The 16240-nt window shown below is 70.0% G+C and carries 16 protein-coding genes and 2 pseudogenes; 11 read left to right on the forward strand and 7 right to left on the reverse strand.

Features of this window, described 5'->3' with window-relative positions; all coding sequences use genetic code 11:
• Positions 1 to 14 precede the first annotated feature (14 nt).
• Complete coding sequence (locus BFF76_RS13925) at positions 15 to 716, forward strand: YciI family protein (protein WP_065848319.1); 702 nt, start codon at positions 15 to 17, stop codon at positions 714 to 716.
• Positions 713 to 1945 carry an RNA polymerase sigma factor gene (locus tag BFF76_RS13930; RefSeq protein WP_244167278.1) on the forward strand — a complete coding sequence of 411 codons (1233 nt, stop codon included), beginning with the start codon at positions 713 to 715 and terminating at the stop codon, positions 1943 to 1945. The genes BFF76_RS13925 and BFF76_RS13930 overlap by 4 nt, the downstream gene beginning before the upstream one ends.
• A 217-nt stretch (positions 1946 to 2162) precedes the next feature.
• Here the strand turns inward: BFF76_RS13930 and BFF76_RS33770 are convergent.
• Positions 2163 to 2383: pseudogene (locus BFF76_RS33770) on the reverse strand (rhodanese-like domain-containing protein); the annotation flags it as partial.
• A 71-nt stretch (positions 2384 to 2454) separates the two neighbouring features.
• Here BFF76_RS33770 and BFF76_RS13935 point away from each other — a divergent pair.
• Positions 2455 to 2742, forward strand: a complete 288-nt coding sequence (locus BFF76_RS13935; RefSeq protein WP_065848338.1) for a metal-sensitive transcriptional regulator — start codon at positions 2455 to 2457, stop codon at positions 2740 to 2742.
• Positions 2743 to 2822: 80 nt separating this feature from the next.
• Here the strand turns inward: BFF76_RS13935 and BFF76_RS32300 are convergent.
• A pseudogene (locus BFF76_RS32300) lies at positions 2823 to 2994 on the reverse strand (MBL fold metallo-hydrolase); the annotation flags it as partial.
• Positions 2995 to 3147: 153 nt separating this feature from the next.
• On the opposite strand from BFF76_RS32300, the gene BFF76_RS13940 reads away from it, so the two are divergent.
• A complete protein-coding gene (locus tag BFF76_RS13940; protein ID WP_065848339.1) occupies positions 3148 to 3546 on the forward strand; it encodes a DUF302 domain-containing protein in 399 nt (132 codons plus the stop codon).
• A gap of 46 nt (positions 3547 to 3592) precedes the next feature.
• Here the strand turns inward: BFF76_RS13940 and BFF76_RS13945 are convergent, their stop codons facing one another.
• Positions 3593 to 4624: an alcohol dehydrogenase catalytic domain-containing protein gene (locus BFF76_RS13945; protein WP_065848320.1), complete on the reverse strand. Its 1032-nt coding sequence runs from the start codon at positions 4622 to 4624 to the stop codon at positions 3593 to 3595.
• A gap of 335 nt (positions 4625 to 4959) precedes the next feature.
• On the opposite strand from BFF76_RS13945, the gene BFF76_RS13950 reads away from it, so the two are divergent.
• The 6 genes from BFF76_RS13950 to BFF76_RS13975 all read left to right on the forward strand — a co-directional run bounded on the left by BFF76_RS13950 (position 4960) and on the right by BFF76_RS13975 (position 10424).
• Positions 4960 to 5544, forward strand: a complete 585-nt coding sequence (locus BFF76_RS13950; protein ID WP_065848321.1) for an Rv1733c family protein — start codon at positions 4960 to 4962, stop codon at positions 5542 to 5544.
• A gap of 64 nt (positions 5545 to 5608) precedes the next feature.
• The gene (locus tag BFF76_RS13955; RefSeq protein WP_065848322.1) at positions 5609 to 6292 is read left to right on the forward strand and encodes a CBS domain-containing protein; all 684 of its coding nucleotides are present in this window, start codon (positions 5609 to 5611) and stop codon (positions 6290 to 6292) included.
• A gap of 234 nt (positions 6293 to 6526) precedes the next feature.
• Complete coding sequence (locus BFF76_RS13960) at positions 6527 to 7885, forward strand: nicotinate phosphoribosyltransferase (protein ID WP_065848323.1); 1359 nt, start codon at positions 6527 to 6529, stop codon at positions 7883 to 7885.
• Between the two features lie 91 nt (positions 7886 to 7976).
• Entirely contained in the window at positions 7977 to 8855 is an 879-nt protein-coding gene (locus tag BFF76_RS13965) for a universal stress protein (protein WP_244167279.1), read from the forward strand.
• Positions 8856 to 8878: 23 nt separating this feature from the next.
• Entirely contained in the window at positions 8879 to 9874 is a 996-nt protein-coding gene (locus BFF76_RS13970) for an Acg family FMN-binding oxidoreductase (RefSeq protein ID WP_065848325.1), read from the forward strand.
• Positions 9875 to 9974: 100 nt separating this feature from the next.
• Positions 9975 to 10424, forward strand: coding sequence for a universal stress protein (locus tag BFF76_RS13975; RefSeq protein ID WP_053928958.1), 450 nt, complete (start codon positions 9975 to 9977; stop codon positions 10422 to 10424).
• A gap of 71 nt (positions 10425 to 10495) precedes the next feature.
• On the opposite strand, the gene BFF76_RS13980 is transcribed toward BFF76_RS13975, so the two are convergent.
• The 3 genes from BFF76_RS13980 to BFF76_RS13990 all read right to left on the reverse strand — a co-directional run bounded on the left by BFF76_RS13980 (position 10496) and on the right by BFF76_RS13990 (position 14031).
• Complete coding sequence (locus BFF76_RS13980) at positions 10496 to 11161, reverse strand: CBS domain-containing protein (protein ID WP_065848326.1); 666 nt, start codon at positions 11159 to 11161, stop codon at positions 10496 to 10498.
• Complete coding sequence (locus BFF76_RS13985; protein ID WP_208604849.1) at positions 11158 to 12060, reverse strand: universal stress protein; 903 nt, start codon at positions 12058 to 12060, stop codon at positions 11158 to 11160. Before BFF76_RS13985 ends, BFF76_RS13980 begins: the two co-directional genes overlap by 4 nt.
• Before the next feature lie 240 nt (positions 12061 to 12300).
• Positions 12301 to 14031 (reverse strand): sensor histidine kinase, encoded by a 1731-nt coding sequence (locus BFF76_RS13990; protein ID WP_051834479.1) that lies wholly within the window; start codon positions 14029 to 14031, stop codon positions 12301 to 12303.
• Positions 14032 to 14208: 177 nt separating this feature from the next.
• Between BFF76_RS13990 and BFF76_RS13995 the strand changes: the two genes are divergently transcribed.
• Positions 14209 to 14904, forward strand: a complete 696-nt coding sequence (locus BFF76_RS13995) for a response regulator (protein ID WP_031090036.1) — start codon at positions 14209 to 14211, stop codon at positions 14902 to 14904.
• 54 nt (positions 14905 to 14958) lie between these two features.
• On the opposite strand, the gene BFF76_RS14000 is transcribed toward BFF76_RS13995, so the two are convergent.
• Positions 14959 to 16038 (reverse strand): alcohol dehydrogenase catalytic domain-containing protein, encoded by a 1080-nt coding sequence (locus tag BFF76_RS14000; protein WP_065848328.1) that lies wholly within the window; start codon positions 16036 to 16038, stop codon positions 14959 to 14961.
• Positions 16039 to 16240 lie beyond the last annotated feature (202 nt).

Here is a 16240-nt window from a genome sequence, read left to right on the forward strand (position 1 = left end):
AAAGGAGAACGGTCATGAAGTACGTGTTGTTCGTCGCCACAGACCCCGCCGGGGAGCCGACCGGCGAGAACCCGCAGGCATGGGTGGAGAAGTGGAACGACCGCGGCGTCCGCATTGAGGGGATGCCGCTCAAGCCGGCCGCCGAGACCAGGACGGTCCGCGTCCGCGACGACCGGGTGCTGGTGACCGACGGCCCGTTCGCCGAGACTGCCGAGTGGATCGCAGGCTACGACCTGGTGGAGGCCGCCGACCTCGACGAGGCGATCGCGGTCGCCGCGTCGCACCCGATGGCGACCGGCGGACGCATCGAGATCCGCCCGGTCGATCCGCTCGACCTCGGACCGGGCACCGGGAACGTCCCGCACGAGGGCGACGCGCCCGCCTCACGCTTCCTCGGGATCATCCGGACGGACCCGGGCGCACCGCCCTGCACCCCTGAGCCCACCGCGGTGGCCGAGTGGGTCCGCGACGGTCTCGCCTCCGGCCGTTTTCTCGGTGGCGAGCACCTGAGTCCCGTCGAGGACGCCACGCTCGTGCGCCGCCGGGGAGGGGACCTGCTGATCACCGACGGCGCGTACACGGACGTGCCGGAATGGGTGTCCGCGATCTTCTTCATCGACGGCGACTGGCAGGAGGCGATCGACTATCTCTCCCACTGCCCCATGACGCGGTCCGGGATCGCCGAGCTGCGCGAGTTCTGGACCGACCTCTCGTGAAGGCCGGCCCGGCGCAGGTGCGGGCGGCGCTCGCCGAGGCGTACCGCGGCGAGTGGGGTGTCGTGTTCGGCACGATCGTGCGTCTGACGGGCGACTGGGAGCTGGCCGAGGACTGCGCGCAGGAGGCGTTCTCCCGTGCCCTGCCGGCGTGGGAGAAGGAGGGGATACCGCGCAGGCCGGGAGCCTGGCTGGTGACCGTCGCGAGGCACCGCGCCCTTGACGTGCTGCGCCGCCGGGCGACCGAGCGCGGCAAGCTCGCCGAAGCCGCCGCGCTCGAGGCGGTCCGGGAACCGCAGCCGCCGGGGGACGAGCGGCTACGGCTGGTGTTCACCTGCTGCCACCCGGCGCTCCCTCTCGAATCGCGGGTCGCGCTGACCCTGAGGGCGGTCAGCGGCCTTACCACCCGTGAGATCGCCCGCGCCTTCCTGGTGGGCGAGGACACCGTGTCCCAGCGGATCCTGCGGGCGAAACGCAAGATCGCGGCGGCCGGAATCCCGTACCGGGTGCCGCCACCCGGGGCACGCGCCGAACGGCTGGACGGAGTACTCGCCGTCATCTACCTCATGTTCACCGAGGGGTACGCACCGAGCGACGGCAACACGCACCGCGACAACCTCGCCGGGGAGGCCGTCCGGCTCGCCCGGCTCGTCGCTGCCGAGGCACCCGGAGAGCCGGAGGCGCGGGGGCTCCTCGCGCTGCTGCTGCTGCTCCAGCACTCGAGACGCGCCGCCCGGCTCGATGCCGACGGCGGGCTGGTCACGCTGGCGCGACAGGACCGGAAGCTATGGGACCACGCGCTCATCGCCGAGGGCGTCGCCCTCGCCCGCGAGGCCGTCGTGGCGGGCGGTCCCTACGCGCTCCAGGCGGCGATCGCTGAACAGCACGCCCTTGCCCCGGCCGCAGCCGCGACCGACTGGGCGGCGATCGTGAGGTGGTACGACCGTCTCCTCGCCCTGCGGGCCAACCCGGTCGTGGCGCTCAACCGCGCTGTCGCTGTCGGGATGCGCGACGGCCCTCAGGCGCAGTTGAATGCCGTCGACGTCCTCGCCACGTCCAAGAAGCTGGCGGGGAACCACGCCGTGCCGGCCGTCCGCGCTGACGCGCTGCGCCGCCTCGGCCGCACCCGCGAGGCGGCGCAGGCGTACCGGGCGGCGGAGGCGATCGCTCCGAACGGGGCGATCGCCAGGGAGTACGCACAGCGTGTGGCCGAATTGGAACTCGTCGACTGACGCGGTGCGTTGACGCAACCGGACGTGTCTCCCGGATCAGAGGGCCGACGCCCGGTGGACGCCGACGGGTCATGGATGCCGGGTTCGGCAGCCCCCTGGACGGCGTCCTCCGCGTGCCAGCGGTTGCGCAGAGCGGCCAGGGTGTTGTGCAGGTCGGCGGCACGGGGGCGATTGCGGGGAAGTCCGGCGAGCACGGCGGCCAGGGCGCAGGTGTCGGGGCACCGGAGGCGCGGACGATCAGGACATCACCGCGCCCGGCGACGTGGCGTTTGTCGGGCAGGGCACGCCGGGCCTGGTCGAAAGGGATGTTGAGGGCGCCCGGGAGGTGGCCTCCCGGGTACTCACCGGGTGTGGGACGTCGATGACGGTGAGTACGTGTATGCAGGTGCGCGCCTCGTCGGTACCGAGAGCGGTGGGCGTTGTCGTGACAGGTGCCATCCTTGTCTTCGACGATGCCCCCGAATGGGGAGTACATTACCCCTGGGGGTATTTAATGAGGAGTTGTCGTGGTGGATCTTGATCTGGCGGGAGCCGAACTGAAGTCGGTCCTCAACCGGCTGCGCAGGGCACAGGGTCAGATCTCCGGGGTGATCCGGATGATCGAGGAGGGCCGGGACTGCGAAGAGGTCGTCACTCAGCTGGCGGCCGCTTCAAGGGCGCTCGACCGGGCCGGGTTCGCGATCATCGCCACCGGGCTGCAACAGTGCCTGACCGGCGTCGAGGAAGGCCTCCGCTCCGGGGAGGACCGGGACGAGATGCGGGCCCGGCTGGAGAAGCTGTTCCTCTCCCTGGCCTGATGTTCCGGCGGCCTTCGCGGTCAGACGATCACGTCGACGAGCATGAGGGCCGCCACCGCCAGCAGTACGTCGGCGAAGATGTGGAGGCGGGTCTCCACCACGCGGGAGATCCGCACTCCTCGACGGGCGGCAGCGCTCAGCACGGTGCCGATACCCCGGGGCGGGCCCACCGCGACCGCCGCCCATCTCACCCCCGGCCAGGTAGCTGCGGTTACCGAGGCCCTCCAGGCCGATGGCGTCCATGAAGAGCACATCGATACTCCTTTCGCGTGAAAATTACCCCCTGGGGTATTGCAAACACCACTACGCCCGTACCCCCCGGGGTATATTTCGGCTATGGCGACCGCCACGGCCGCCGCCTGCCCGGCGGTGCTGCCGGAATCGGAAGAAGCGAGGTGGGACACCGTGCAGTACGACCGCACCGTGCAATTGGAAGGCTCCTTCGAGGAGACGTCGGCAGCTGTCCGCGAGGCCTTGGCCGAACAGGGCTTCGGCGTCCTCACGGAGATCGACGTGCAGTCCACGCTGAAGGCCAAGCTGGACCACGACATGGAGCCGTACCTGATCCTCGGCGCCTGCAACCCCGCACTCGCCCGGCAGGCACTGGAGGCCGACCGCTCGATCGGCCTGCTGCTGCCCTGCAATGTCGTGGTCCGCACGGACGGGGAGCACGTGATCGTCCAGGCCGTCGACCCCGGCACGATGGTCACCCTGACCGGCATCGCCGCCATGGAGCCGGTCGCCGAGGAGGCCACCCGCCGCCTCGACGCCGCACTCAGCAGCCTCGCAGGACCGAGCGCGTAGCCGTCACCGCGGGCCGTAGCCGGTCTCGCGTCGGACGCGGGGCCGACTACGCCGACTGCAGGACCGTCTTGAGCGCGCCGTCCTCGACTGCGGTGGAAAGGATCTCGTAGGCGTGGCCGACCTCCGTGAGGTCGAGTTTCCGGGTGATGAGCCGCGACAGGGACTCCAGGTGCTTGGGCGCGAGCGCCTTGAGGAGCCAGTGAGTGGACGACGTGTCGACCTGACCGATGCTGATCGTGACGTTCTTGCGCCACAGCTCTTCGAGGTGCAGGGTCACCGAGGCACCGTGCATACCGATGTTCGCGATGTGACCACCCGAACGCACGGCCCGGGTGCACAGGGTGAAACTGTCGGCGCTCCCGGCCGCCTCTACGACCACGTCGGCTCCGGGGCCTTCGGCCAGCTCTGCGATCAGTTGCCCCGGAAGCTCCGCCGCGTCGGCGCCCAGACCGGTGGCGACCTCCAGGCGACGGGGCGACAGGTCCACCACGATGGTCCTCGCGGGGGTGTACATCCCCCCGATGACGAGAGCGGCCAGGCCGACGGGCCCTGCCCCGATTATCGCGACCACGGCACCGGGACCGACTTCCCCGTTGCGCACGCCGAGCTCGAAGGCCGCGGGCAGGACTTCGGAGAACAGGACAGCGGTGCCGCGGTCGAGGGTGTACGGCAGTTTGTGCGTGGAATGGTCGGCAAAGGGAACACGGACGAACTCCGCCTGCGTGCCGTTCACTTCGTGCCCGAGGAGCCACCCTCCCCCGTACGCGCACTGACCGTACGTTCCCTCGTTGCACCTCACGCAGTGACCGCAGGCGGAAATGGACGACACGATCACTTCGTCCCCCGGGGCCACGGCGTGCACTTCCGGTCCGACTTCCACGATCTCGCCGACGGCTTCGTGCCCCAGGACCGTACCCGGCTTCACATCGGCTGCGCCTTCGCGCAGCGTCAGCAGATCGCCTGTGCACACGCTGGTCGTTTCGACCCGCACGAGCGCATCGGTCGGCTGCTCGATCGCCGGATCGTCGACGGTCTCCCAAAGCCCCTGGCCAGGACCGTGAAAAACGAAACCGTGCACCGCAATCACCTCTGCAAACTTCGTTGACCGGAAGAGCCGCAGCAGATCTCTCTTCCAGTCTCGGAGCGTCGCCCGTTTCCTGCGAGAGACGGACGGGGCAACCCACCGGGACGTTCGGGCCCCTCCCGTGGGGGGATGCCCGGGACTGTCACCCGGCTGCGGCAGAGAGGAGGGGACCGGTCGGCCCTCCGCGATGCGTCGGACGGCCCTTCAGCGTTCCCACGGCTACGCGCACACTCGGTGGAGACCGTCAGCCAAGGCATCCGCGACGGCATTGCGGAAGGGTTGTGGTCGCGCAGCGCTAGTCGGAGCCTCGCCGGAAAGACTGTGACGCCATGTCCTCAGCGATCTGGAAGCGGGGATGGAACACCCACCCGCTTCGTCGGCGGATCGACGTCCTCGAAGCACGGCTGCTGCTGCTCCTGTGCGCCGCAGCGGTCGGATGCGCCTCGATGATCGGCGTGGCCCACGGCTGGGCGGCCTACGATCACCAGCGGTCGGTGGCCTCGGAACAGCGGGCCGCCCGTCATCTCGAACGGGCCCTGGTTCTGAGGGACGCCGCCAGATCGTCGCCGTGGGCGGACGAGTCGGGCCGTACGGAACGCGTGCCCGTGCCGGTCCGCTGGACCAGCGCCTCCGGCGCACACGTCACGGGGCAGGCGCCGGTGCCCCTGGGCACCCAGCGTGGGGAGTACACGAATCTCTGGCTGGACCGTCAAGGGCGCATCACCTCCGCCCCGGCCGGGGAGGGTGACGTCTGGACCGGTGCGCTGGCGGCGGGAGCGGGCAGCGCGGCTGTCGTCGCAGGCGTAGGCGCCCTCGCCGGGCTGGGCGTACGGAGGGTGTGCAACAGGCGCCGCGCGGCCGGCTGGGAGGCCGAGTGGAGCAGGGTGGAACCGCAGTGGAGTCGACGTACCTGAACTCCGGCCCGAGCAGCCGGACGACGCGGGGAACGGCCCGCGTGGCCTACCAGGGGAGCCTGAGATGACTGCTTCGCCTCATACCGTGAGCGACCTCATGACGCACACCGCCGTCGCTGTCGGGAGCCGGGCCTCGTACAAGGACATTGTCGAGCTGATGAACGAGTGGAAGGTGAGCGCCCTGCCGGTACTCGTCGGCGAAGGGCGGGTCATAGGAGTGGTGTCGGAGGCGGACCTCCTGCCCAAGGAGGAGAACCGTCCGACTGAGACGTCCGCACCCGGTGACCCTCCGTTCGCGGATGTCACCAAGGCCGACGCCCTGTACGCGGAGCAGCTCATGTCCAGCCCAGCCGTCACGGTGCACGCGGACGCGACCATAGCCGAGGCGGCGCGCATCATGGCACGACGGCATGTGAAGCGTCTGCCGGTGGTGGACGGCGGTGGGCTGCTGCAAGGGGTCGTCAGCAGAGGCGATCTGCTGAAGGTCTTCCTGCGGTCCGACGAGGACATCGCCGCAGAGGCACGCGACGTGCTGGGCGGGATCGGGGCCGCCGCCGACGTGGACGTACGGGTGTCCGACGGGGTGGTCACCCTGGGGGGAGCCCTGTCGGACCGTGCACTGGTCCCCCTGATCGCCCGCGCCGTCCGGGCGGTGGAGGGGGTGGTGGACATACGTCTCGACCTGCGCGACCGTGAAGGCCAGGACGACGCGCGGGCGGCGGGGCACGCAGCCGGGAGCGGGGAATGAGAGGCTGCGCGCCACTTCGTCCGGGCGGCCGGGGGCCCCGTCCGGCCTGCGGCCTCCCTGCCGCGAAGGGCCACGCCGTCGGAGCGATGCCCGTCTCCCTCTCCCAGAGGTGCCCCGGTCGGCCCTTCACACGGGCTGCTGCTCCGGGGAACGCTGGATGAGTGAGCAGAGGCCTTCCTGCCGGGACGGCCGCTCCGTCGCCTTCCGTCACACCGGGGAGAAGGGGTGAGCGTCATGTCGCACGTCACGACCACCGATCTGTACGAGGTGTCGATGGCGCTCTCCTATCTGCGCGAAGGACTGACCGACGACGCCACGTTCAGCCTTTTCGTGCGCGGGCTGCCCGAGGGCCGCGGCTTCCTGGTGAGCGCGGGACTGGAGCCGGTTCTCGACTTCCTGAGCGGTTTTCGCGTCACCACGGACGATGCGGAGGACTTCGCCGCGGCTCTGCGCTGCCGGCCCGACGATGTGCGACCACTGGTCGGCCTCGGCTTCGAGGGTGAGGTCCGAGCTGTGCCGGAAGGAAGGGCGGTTCTGTCCGGGGAGCCGCTGCTGGAAGTCACCGCGCCCCTGCCGCAGGCGCAACTCGTGGAGACCTGGCTGCTGAGTCAGGTCAGCCATCAGACCGCCGTCGCGTCCAAAGCGGCACGATGCGTGCTCGCGGCGGCCGAGCACCCCGTCGTCGATTTCTCCCTGCGCCGTGCGCACGGGCCGGAGGCCGGTATGCAGGCGGCCAGAGTGGGGTCGATGGTCGGCTTCACCGGCACCAGCAACGTCGCCGCGGCTCTCAGGTGGAACACACGGGCTTCCGGCACCATGGCGCACTCGTACATCGAGGCCTTCGGCGACGAGGAAGCCGCGTTCACGGCGTTCGCGCGGGGCCGTCCCGGTCCGGTCACCTTCCTGGTCGACACCTACGACACGGCCGGCGGCGTCGTGACCGCCGCTCGGGTCCTGAACACCCTGCGGCGAGGCCCGGGGTCGGCGATCCGGCTCGACAGCGGTGATCTCGCGGACCTGGCCCGGCGGTCGCGCGGCATCCTGGACGACGCGGGGCTGCCGGACGTCGCCATCATCGCCAGCGGTGGTCTCGACGAGTACCGCATCGACCAGCTGGTCCGTTGTGGCGCACCCATCGACGTCTATGCAGTCGGGACCAAAGTGGGGACCTCGGCGGACGCCCCGTATCTCGATACCGCCTACAAGCTGGTGGAGTACGCCGGCCGTCCGGTGATGAAGCTCTCGGCCGCCAAGGTGACCGCGCCAGGACGCAAACAGGTCTTCCGCTCCCGTGAAGCGGGAGATGTGATCGCACTGGCGGACGAAGAGGTGCCCGAGGGCACGGAGCCTCTGCTGCGTACGGTCATGTCCGCGGGACGCCGCACCGGGGCGCCCGACACCCTGGCTGCGGCACATGACCGGTTCGTGGCCGATATGGCCGCCCTCCCCCGGTCCGCGCGCAGCATCGGCGACCCGGAACCGCCCGTTCCCGCCGTGTCCACCCGTCTCTCGAACCTGACCTCCGACGTCCGCCGGCGCCTGGAGAAGGACGTCCAGAAACGGAGAGCGGCATGGGCGGACGAGGGCACATGAGCCTCCCCCGGACTCCGCGGGGGACCGGACCGCTGCGGCATCCCCGCAGCGACCCCTCCAGCACTGCGAGGCGATCACCATGACGGGCAATGTGACAGCAGGACTGAACGGAACGCCGGAGAGTTTCGCAGCCGTGAGATGGGCCGCCCGCGAGGCATCCCTCAGACAGCTGCCCCTTCGGATCCTCCATGTACGCGAGTGGCCCCTCACCCCCGAGGTACCGGTCCCGCCGCAGCAGTCCGAGGAGGACGACGCGCTGCTCGCGAAGGCGGCGCGGATGGCCGCGCTCGATCGACCGGGCCTGGACGTCACCACGGACAACCTGTCCGGTCGCAACCCCACGCTGATGCTCATGGCCGAGGTCGACGCACCCGGAAGGGTGGAACTGCTGGTGCTCGGCTCACGAGGGCTGAACACCGTCGCCGGCTTCCTCGTGGGCTCCACCTCGCTTCCGGTGGTCGCCGCGTCCGAACGGCCGGTCGTACTCGTCCGCAGCAAGGAACCCGCTGAAGCGGAGGAGGCGGATGCCGCTCCCGGGAGCGAGGAGCTGGTCCTCGGTGTCGACCTCAAGGGAACAGGGGCCGACGAGGAGCTGCTGGCGTTCGGTTTCACCGAGGCGGCCCGCAGGCACAGCCGCCTCCGGATCGTGCACGCGTGGTCCCTGCCCGCGATGTACTCGTACGCCCAGACCGCCGATCCGGGGCTGGGCGACGAACTCGCCGGTCACATCGCAGACACCCTGGAACGCACCGTCGCTCCGTGGCAGGAGCGCTTCCCCGATGTGGCGGTCCAGGCCAGGGCCGTGGTGGGGACACCGGGCGCGGAGCTGGTGTACGCGTCGCCCGGCGCCGGACTGCTGATCGTCGGCCGTCGTCGGCGCAAGCTGCCGGTGGGTCCCCGGCTCGGGCACGTGGCGCACGCGGTGATCCATCATGCGGCCTGCCCCGTCGCCGTGGTCCCTCACATATGACGCCTCGTCGGGAAGGAGTACCGATGCCGACTCGACACGCGGATGTCGCGGCAGTGAGCGCGTGGATCAGCGACGCCACCATGGCACCGTCCATGCACAACGCCCAGCCCTGGCGGTTCCGGTACGCACCAGCCATGAACGTACTCGATCTGCGTATGGACACGGCACGCTCCATGCCCCGCGCGGACCCCTCCGACCGCGGCATGCACATCAGCTGCGGTGCGGCACTGTTCAACCTTCGCGTGGCTGCCGCGCACGCCGGATGGTCCGCGCGCGTCCGGTTGCTGCCGGATCCCGCCGATCCCGCTCTGGCCGCCACCGTGGTGTTCACCGAGTACGACGGGACCGACCCCTTGTCCATGCTGTATCCGGCGATCGTTCGCCGGCACAGCAGCCGCGAGCCCTTCACCGACGAGTCGGTCCCCGATGCCCTCCTCGATGGCCTGAGTGGTGCTGCCCGGTCCGAGGGCGCGAGCATGACCGTCCTGAACGACTGGCAGCTCGACGCTGTGCTCGACGTGGTCGAGGAGGCCCGGCAGGACGAATCACTGTCACCTGGCGTCCGGGACGAGATCGCTGGATGGACGGGAGCCGGAGCCAAGGACTCCGCCGGGATCCCCGGTTATGCCTTCGGGCCGAAGCGCCGGGACGGCCGGGCACCGGTGAGGGACTTCGCCGCGGGCCGTCCGGACCCCGGCCGTGAGTCGGCGGTGTTCGAGCAGTCTCCCTGCCTCACGGTGCTCGGGACGTCCGCCGACCGCCCTCAGGACTGGCTGCTCGCCGGCCAGGCCCTGGAACGGGTCCTCCTGCAGGCGACCCTGGACGGGCTGTCCACCTCGCTCAACTCGCAGGCCGTCGAGAGCGCCGAGCTGCGGTGGCTGTTGCGGGATCCACACGCACCCGCGGCGTCAGCGTTCCCTCAGATGCTGCTCCGGCTCGGATACGGCCCCCGCGTCCCCCGGACGCCCCGTCGAGCGGTGAGCGACGTGCTCGACATCGAACGGCAGACACCGCCCTGATACCGGCGACGCAGCCAGGACGATGCCGTCTCCACTGGCGCGGCGCCCGTAGCCCGGGCAGTGTGGACGAACGGGGACTCCGAGAAGCGGTGAGGCGGTCATGGACAGCAGCAGCAGGGAACCCACCCCTCGCGTCGTAGTCGGCGTCGACGGCTCCGGCCCCTCCCAGGAGGCCCTCCGCTGGGCAGCGGACCATGCGCAGCTCACCGGCGCGGTCGTCGAAGCCGTGTGCGCCTGGGACACCCCCTCCGAGATCGGCTGGGCCGGACCGGCCACGGAAGCCGGCTTCGACCTGGAGCGCGCTCGTCTGCGCTTCACCGAGGGTGTCCGAGCGGTGTTCGGCGACGTTCAGCCTGCCGAGGTGCGGGAGATGCTGGTGCAGGGTGATCCTTCCGAGGTTCTGGTCAAGGCTTCGGAGGGGGCCGACCTTCTTGTCGTCGGCAACAGGGGGCGCGGCGGCTTCGCGCGGGCCATGCTGGGTTCCGTGAGCCAGCGTTGCGCTCAGCACGCCAAGTGTCCCGTGGTCGTCGTACGTGCAAACCCCCACTGACGCCAAACCCCACTGCCGCGGCCGGGTGCGTGGGCCCCCGGTCCGTCAACCGGCAGACGGCCCCGTCCGGGTCAAGGCGTCGCCGCTGCGGCCGGGCCGCTGAGATGGCACCGTGCATCGACCACGCCCTCCACCGCTCCGGCCAGCCGTTCGGCGACGGGAATCAGCGCGGCATCACGGACGGTTCCGGTGATCGCCACGCGCCCTTCGGTCACCTCGACCCGGATGTCCCCGTGCGAGATGGGGAACAGCCGGTCGACGACCTCCCGGCGCACCTCGTCGGCAAGCTCCTCGTCCGTCCGGAGGAACACCTTGAGCAGATCGGCCCGGCTCACGATTCCTTTGAGAACCCCGTGTCCGTCGACGACCGGGAGACGCTTGACCCCGTGGTGCGCCATGAGCCGGGCGGCTTCGGGTAGGGGCGCGTACGCGGAAACAGTGACGGCGGGAGAAGACATGAGGTCCCGTGCGGTCACTGCTCCAGCCTTGGCGTAATCCGCCAGGCGCTCCCTCTGACCGATCATGGTCGCGTCCGTGTCCCGTAGTTCCTCCTTCGCCAGCAGGTCCGCTTCGGAGATCACCCCCACCACCCTGCCCTCACCCTCCAGCACGGGCACAGCGGTGACCTGCCACTGATCGATGGCGGTCACGATCTCCTTGAAACGTGCGTCGAGGCCCACTGCGACGACGGTTTTCGTCATGACATCGTCCACACGGTGAGGTGACCGGCGGTTCATGGCGTTGTTCCTTCCGAGACGCTCTCGCTGTGGGGAACGACCGCTACGGGGCAGGCGGCGTGATGCAGGACTGTGTGGGCGACCCTGCCGAGCTGCATACCGAGCTGACGGTGCCGCCGATGAGCCCCTACGATCAGCAGGTCGGCCACCGCCGAACGCTTGGCGAGAACCTTCCGCGCGGGCCCCTCCGTGGTGACGCGCCGCACGAGAACGTCCGGATGAGCCTGTGCAGCCGCCGCCAGGGCCTCGTCGAGGAGCTCGGAGGCACGCGCCTCGTGGTACTGGGCGGGGTCACCCGCCAGGAGCGGATGGTCGGCCGTCTCGTGGGACGGACAGCGCCACGCCCGCACGACATCCAGTGTGCACCGCCTCAGCAGCGCCTCGGTGAAGGCGAATCGCACGGCCGCCGAATCGATGTCGCTGTCACCGATGCCGAGCAGGATCCGTCCGTGGGTCCCTTCCAGCCCGGCCTTGTCGCCACGCACGACGACGGCGGGGACATGGGCCCTCGCCGCGACGGCGAGACTCACCGATCCCAGGAGCAAGCCGGCGAACTCGCCTCGTCCTCGCGAGCCGGTGACCAGAGCGAAGGCTTCCTCGCCTTCCCTCAGCAACGCGTCGACGGCGTCCTCGTGCGGTACGTCCGTGGTGACACGCAGGTCCGGCGCCCTGAGGCGTATGCGTTCCGTCGTGGAGCCGAGGATGTTCTCGGCCATCACCTGTCCGTCGGGGCGCGAAAGCTTGGCCGCGAGCGCGGCGCCCTCGTAGCGCTGCCACAAAGAGGCGTACACCAGACGCAGGGGCAGTTGGTGGAGCATTGCTTCGTCCGCTGCCCACTCGGCGGCACGGATGCTGGGCTCGCTCCCGTCCACACCGACAACCAGAGGGGGAGATGCCATGGTCCTCACGTCCCTATCCGCGCAACCTTCCACTGCTGCTACGGTCCCATCGGCGTCACCCCCGGTCACAGGGCCGACCGGACCCCAGGGATGCCCGGGCGGCCCCCGGGGCCCTGCACGACGTAAGAGGCAGGCCACGTGCGGCACGGCAGCCGTCGCTGAACCGTGAGGGTGGACGTGCGTTCGAGGCCCCGGGCGCCGTGCTCCCTGCCCGATCCAATGCGTCGGGCAGTCGTCGGGTCACCGGACGGGCCGGTCGTGGGCGTCCTCCAAAGCCACCCGAGCCGTCCACGTGAGTCTGGTGCCACCGCCCTCCGGGGCGCTGACAGCCAGCCTGCCCCCCGCGGCCCGGGCACGTTCGCCGAGATTGTTGAGCCCGCTGAACGCGACGCCCTCCGGAATGCCCACGCCGTCGTCGGTGACCGTCAGAGTGAGCCATTCGGAGGTGACGCGGAGATGGACGTCGACCGAGTCCGCCCTCGCGTACCGTGCGGCGTTGCTCAGCGTTTCGACGAGTACTGCCACCACGTGGTCGGCGAGGGGTGCCGGAACGCGGGTCTCGACAAGCCCTTCGACCCGCAGACCGGGCACGAAGCCCAGAGATGCCGTGGAAGCCTCGACTGCCTGGGCGATTCTGCTGCGCAGGCCCGGCGGAGCCGCGCTGCCCGTGTCGTGCGTGCGAAGGCCGAAGATGGTGGAACGAATAATCTTGATGGTCGTGTCCAGATCGTCCACCGCCCTGCGGAGCCGCTGCTCCGCCTGCGGATGGGTCACGAACCGTTGTGCGCCCTGCAGTGTCATTCCGGTGGCGAACAGTCTCTGGATCGCCAGGTCATGAAGGTCACGGGCGATACGGTCCCGGTCCTCCAGGACTGCCGTCTGTTCCGCGTTCTTGCGGCGCTCGGCCAGTTCCATGGCCAGCGAAGCCTGGCGTGCGAATGCGGTCAAAGGCTCCGACTCCTCGGCGGAGAAGGAGGCGCTGCCCTTCTTACGGGCCAGCAGCAGCACCCCTCGGACAGCGGTTCCCGACCCGATGGCCACCGCGACCGCCGGCCCGAAACCGGACCATCGTGAGGCCTCGTCCCGGCTGCGCGGATCGTTCTCGATGTCGGGAGTCTCCAGCGCCCCGGTATGCGTGAAGGAGGTGCCGAGATAACCGGCACGCATGGGCACGAACGCCCCGTGATGCCTCTCCGCCTCGACGCCGGTGGCCAGCGCGATCCGCAGCTTGCCCGACCCCTCCACGGGAATCGCGATGAGTCCCAGGTCCGCGGACACGTTCGCGCGGGCGCGCCGGAGGATCAGAGCCATCACCTCGGCCCGGGGGCAGTCGGACAGCAGGCTGTTCGTGACTTCGGAGCCCGCGGCCAGCCAGCGTTCACGGCGGCAGGACTCCTCGTAGAGCCGTGAGTTCTCGATGGCGATGCCCGCGGCGACGGCCAGGGTCAGCAGCACCGACTCGTCCTCCGCGTCGAACTCCCGGGCACCGCGCTTCTGAGTGAGGTAGAGGTTGCCGAAGACCTGACCCCGTACGCGGATCGGTACGCCCAGGAACGAATGCATCTGCGGGTGATGCGGCGGGAACCCGTACGACGACGGGTGCCCGGACAGTTCGGCCAGCCGTAGCGGTTCCGGGTGCCGTATCAGCTCGCCCAGGAGTCCATGCCCGACGGGCAGCGCGCCTATGGCCGCCCACTGCTCGTCGTCCACTCCCACCGGTATGAACTCCGAGAGCCGGCGGTCCTCGCCGACCACACCGAGAGCCCCGTATTCGGCGTCGACGAGGACGGTGGCCTCCTGGACTATGCGGCGCAGCACCTGCGAGAGTTCGAGCTCACGGCCCACGGACAGAACCGCTTCCAGGAGGCCGTGGATCTGGTCCCGGGAGACACGGACGGCTTCCAGGCGGGCCTGGAGCCGGCTCAGCAGCTCATGTGTGCGCGGCTCGGCACCCAGATCGCCTTCGCTCACGACGGCCACCCTCCTGAGACGGCGGGAAACCACCTCGGCTACCACCGTATGGCCGGCAGCGAGAAGTCGCGCCCTGCCGCGCGCCGAGCCGGACGGGCCCCGTGGAGGGATACTGGCCGTGCAGCAGCATTCCGACCGTGGCGCCGTCGTGGCGCCGCGACTGGTACAGGGGCAGCAATGACTGACGTACGGGCCGGTGTCGCTGAGAAGGGGCCCACCCGGGTCTTCGTGGTCGACGACCACGAGGTCGTGCGCTGCGGCCTGCGCGACCTGCTGGACTCCGCGCCGGACCTCACCGTGGTGGGTGAGGCCGAGACCGCCCAACAGGCGGTCGCCCGGGGGCCGGCGCTCCGACCCGATGTCGCCGTACTCGATGTCCGGCTGCCGGACGGCGACGGGATCTCCGTCTGCCGAGAACTGCGTTCCCGCATGCCGGATCTGGCCTGCCTCATGCTGACGTCGTTCGACGAGGAGGAAGCCCTGCTCGACTCGATCATGGCGGGCGCCGCCGGCTATGTACTCAAGGAGATCAGGGGAGTCGATCTCGTGGCAGCCGTGCGGACTGTGGCCACCGGGCAGTCGATGCTGGATCCGACGACCACGGCACAGCTCATGCGCTCGCTGCGTTCTCCGGCCTCCGCGCACCCGGTGGGCGACGAGCGGCTGTCGGTGCTCTCCGACCGGGAACTCGCGGTCCTGGAACTCATCGGTGAGGGGCTCACCAACCGGCAGATCAGCAAGAGGCTCTACCTCTCCGAGAAGACGGTCAAGAACCACATTTCCCGACTGCTGGCGAAGCTCGGAGTGGAGCGCAGGGTGCAGGCCGCGGTCATCGCGACACAGGCACACGACCGGGAGCAGTCGGACCGCTGATTCCGCTTCCGGCGATTGCTGCCGAGCTGGGCTGCCCGGCCGGGCAGCGCCCCTTCAGGGCGCCTGGGCGGGCACCGACACCGCGTCGTGCGAGGACGCGCCGAGTACCACCTTCAGCGCACCGGTGCCGGCCGCCCCGGCGAAGATGTCGTACGCCTCTTCCATCTGCGGGAGCGTGAAGCGGTGTGTGACCAGTGCGGGTGCCGCCGGGAGCCGGCCGGCGGCCATCATCTCCAGGAGCAGCGGGGTGGAGTAGGTGTCCACCAGCCCGGTCGTGATGGTCACGTCCTTCGACCAGAGGCTCTCCAGGTGGAGCGCTGCCGGTTTGCCGTGCACGCCCACGTTGGCGACCCTGCCGACGGGTCGCACCATCCGCGTGCACTGTTCGAAGGTCTCGGGAACACCGACCGCTTCGACGACCACGTCAGCACCCAGACCGTTCGTGAGATCGTCGACCAGAAGCTCGGGGTCTTCGTCGGCCCCGACGGTGACGTCCGCGCCCACGGCGCGCGCGGCCTCCAGCCGCGACTGTGCGAAGTCGACCGCGATCACTCTGCCCGGGGTGTACAGGCGTGCGGTCGCGATGGTCGCGAGCCCGACGGGCCCTGCACCCACGACAACGACCGTGTCGCCCGGTCCCACGCGCCCGCTCAGCACGCCCACCTCGTACGCAGTCGGGAATATGTCCGCGAGCAGGACGGCGTCCTCGCTGCTCACGGCGTTGGGCAGCGGATGGACGGAGAGGTCGGCGAAGGGCACACGGACGTATTCGGCCTGCGTGCCGTCGATCAGGTGCCCCAGGATCCAGCCGCCTCCGCCCAGGCACTGCCCGAAGCGGTTCTCACGGCAGAAGCGACAGCGGCCACAGGCGCTGATACAGGAGACCAGCACCCGGTCGCCCGGCCGTACGCTCCGTACGTCGCCTCCTGTCTCCACCACCTCGCCGACCGCCTCGTGCCCGAGGACGGTGCCCGGGTTCACCTCGGGCACGTCTCCCTTCATGATGTGCAGATCCGTCCCGCAGATGGTGACCGCTTCGACACGGATCACCGCGTCGCCTGCGTCTTCGATGCCGGGGTCGGGGACGTTCTGCCAGGACTTCTGTCCCTCGCCGTGGAAAACCAGTGCCTTCATGACGTCGTCCCTCTCCGCTGCTCGAAGCGCCTGTCACCAGACTCGCAACGGGGACGTCGCAGCGCTTGGGCCGGTCGGCACCCGACCGGGACCACCTTGTCCCCCTGGCTCATCCGACCGGGGTGCCGCCGTGGGCAGCCCGGACGGGACGTGGCTGAACAGGCGGGTGGAGCGTCGTGGTCCCGTGGTTCATGCAGGCAGT

It is taken from the genome of Streptomyces mutomycini (assembly GCF_001700505.1).
Taxonomy (GTDB): domain Bacteria; phylum Actinomycetota; class Actinomycetes; order Streptomycetales; family Streptomycetaceae; genus Streptomyces; species Streptomyces mutomycini.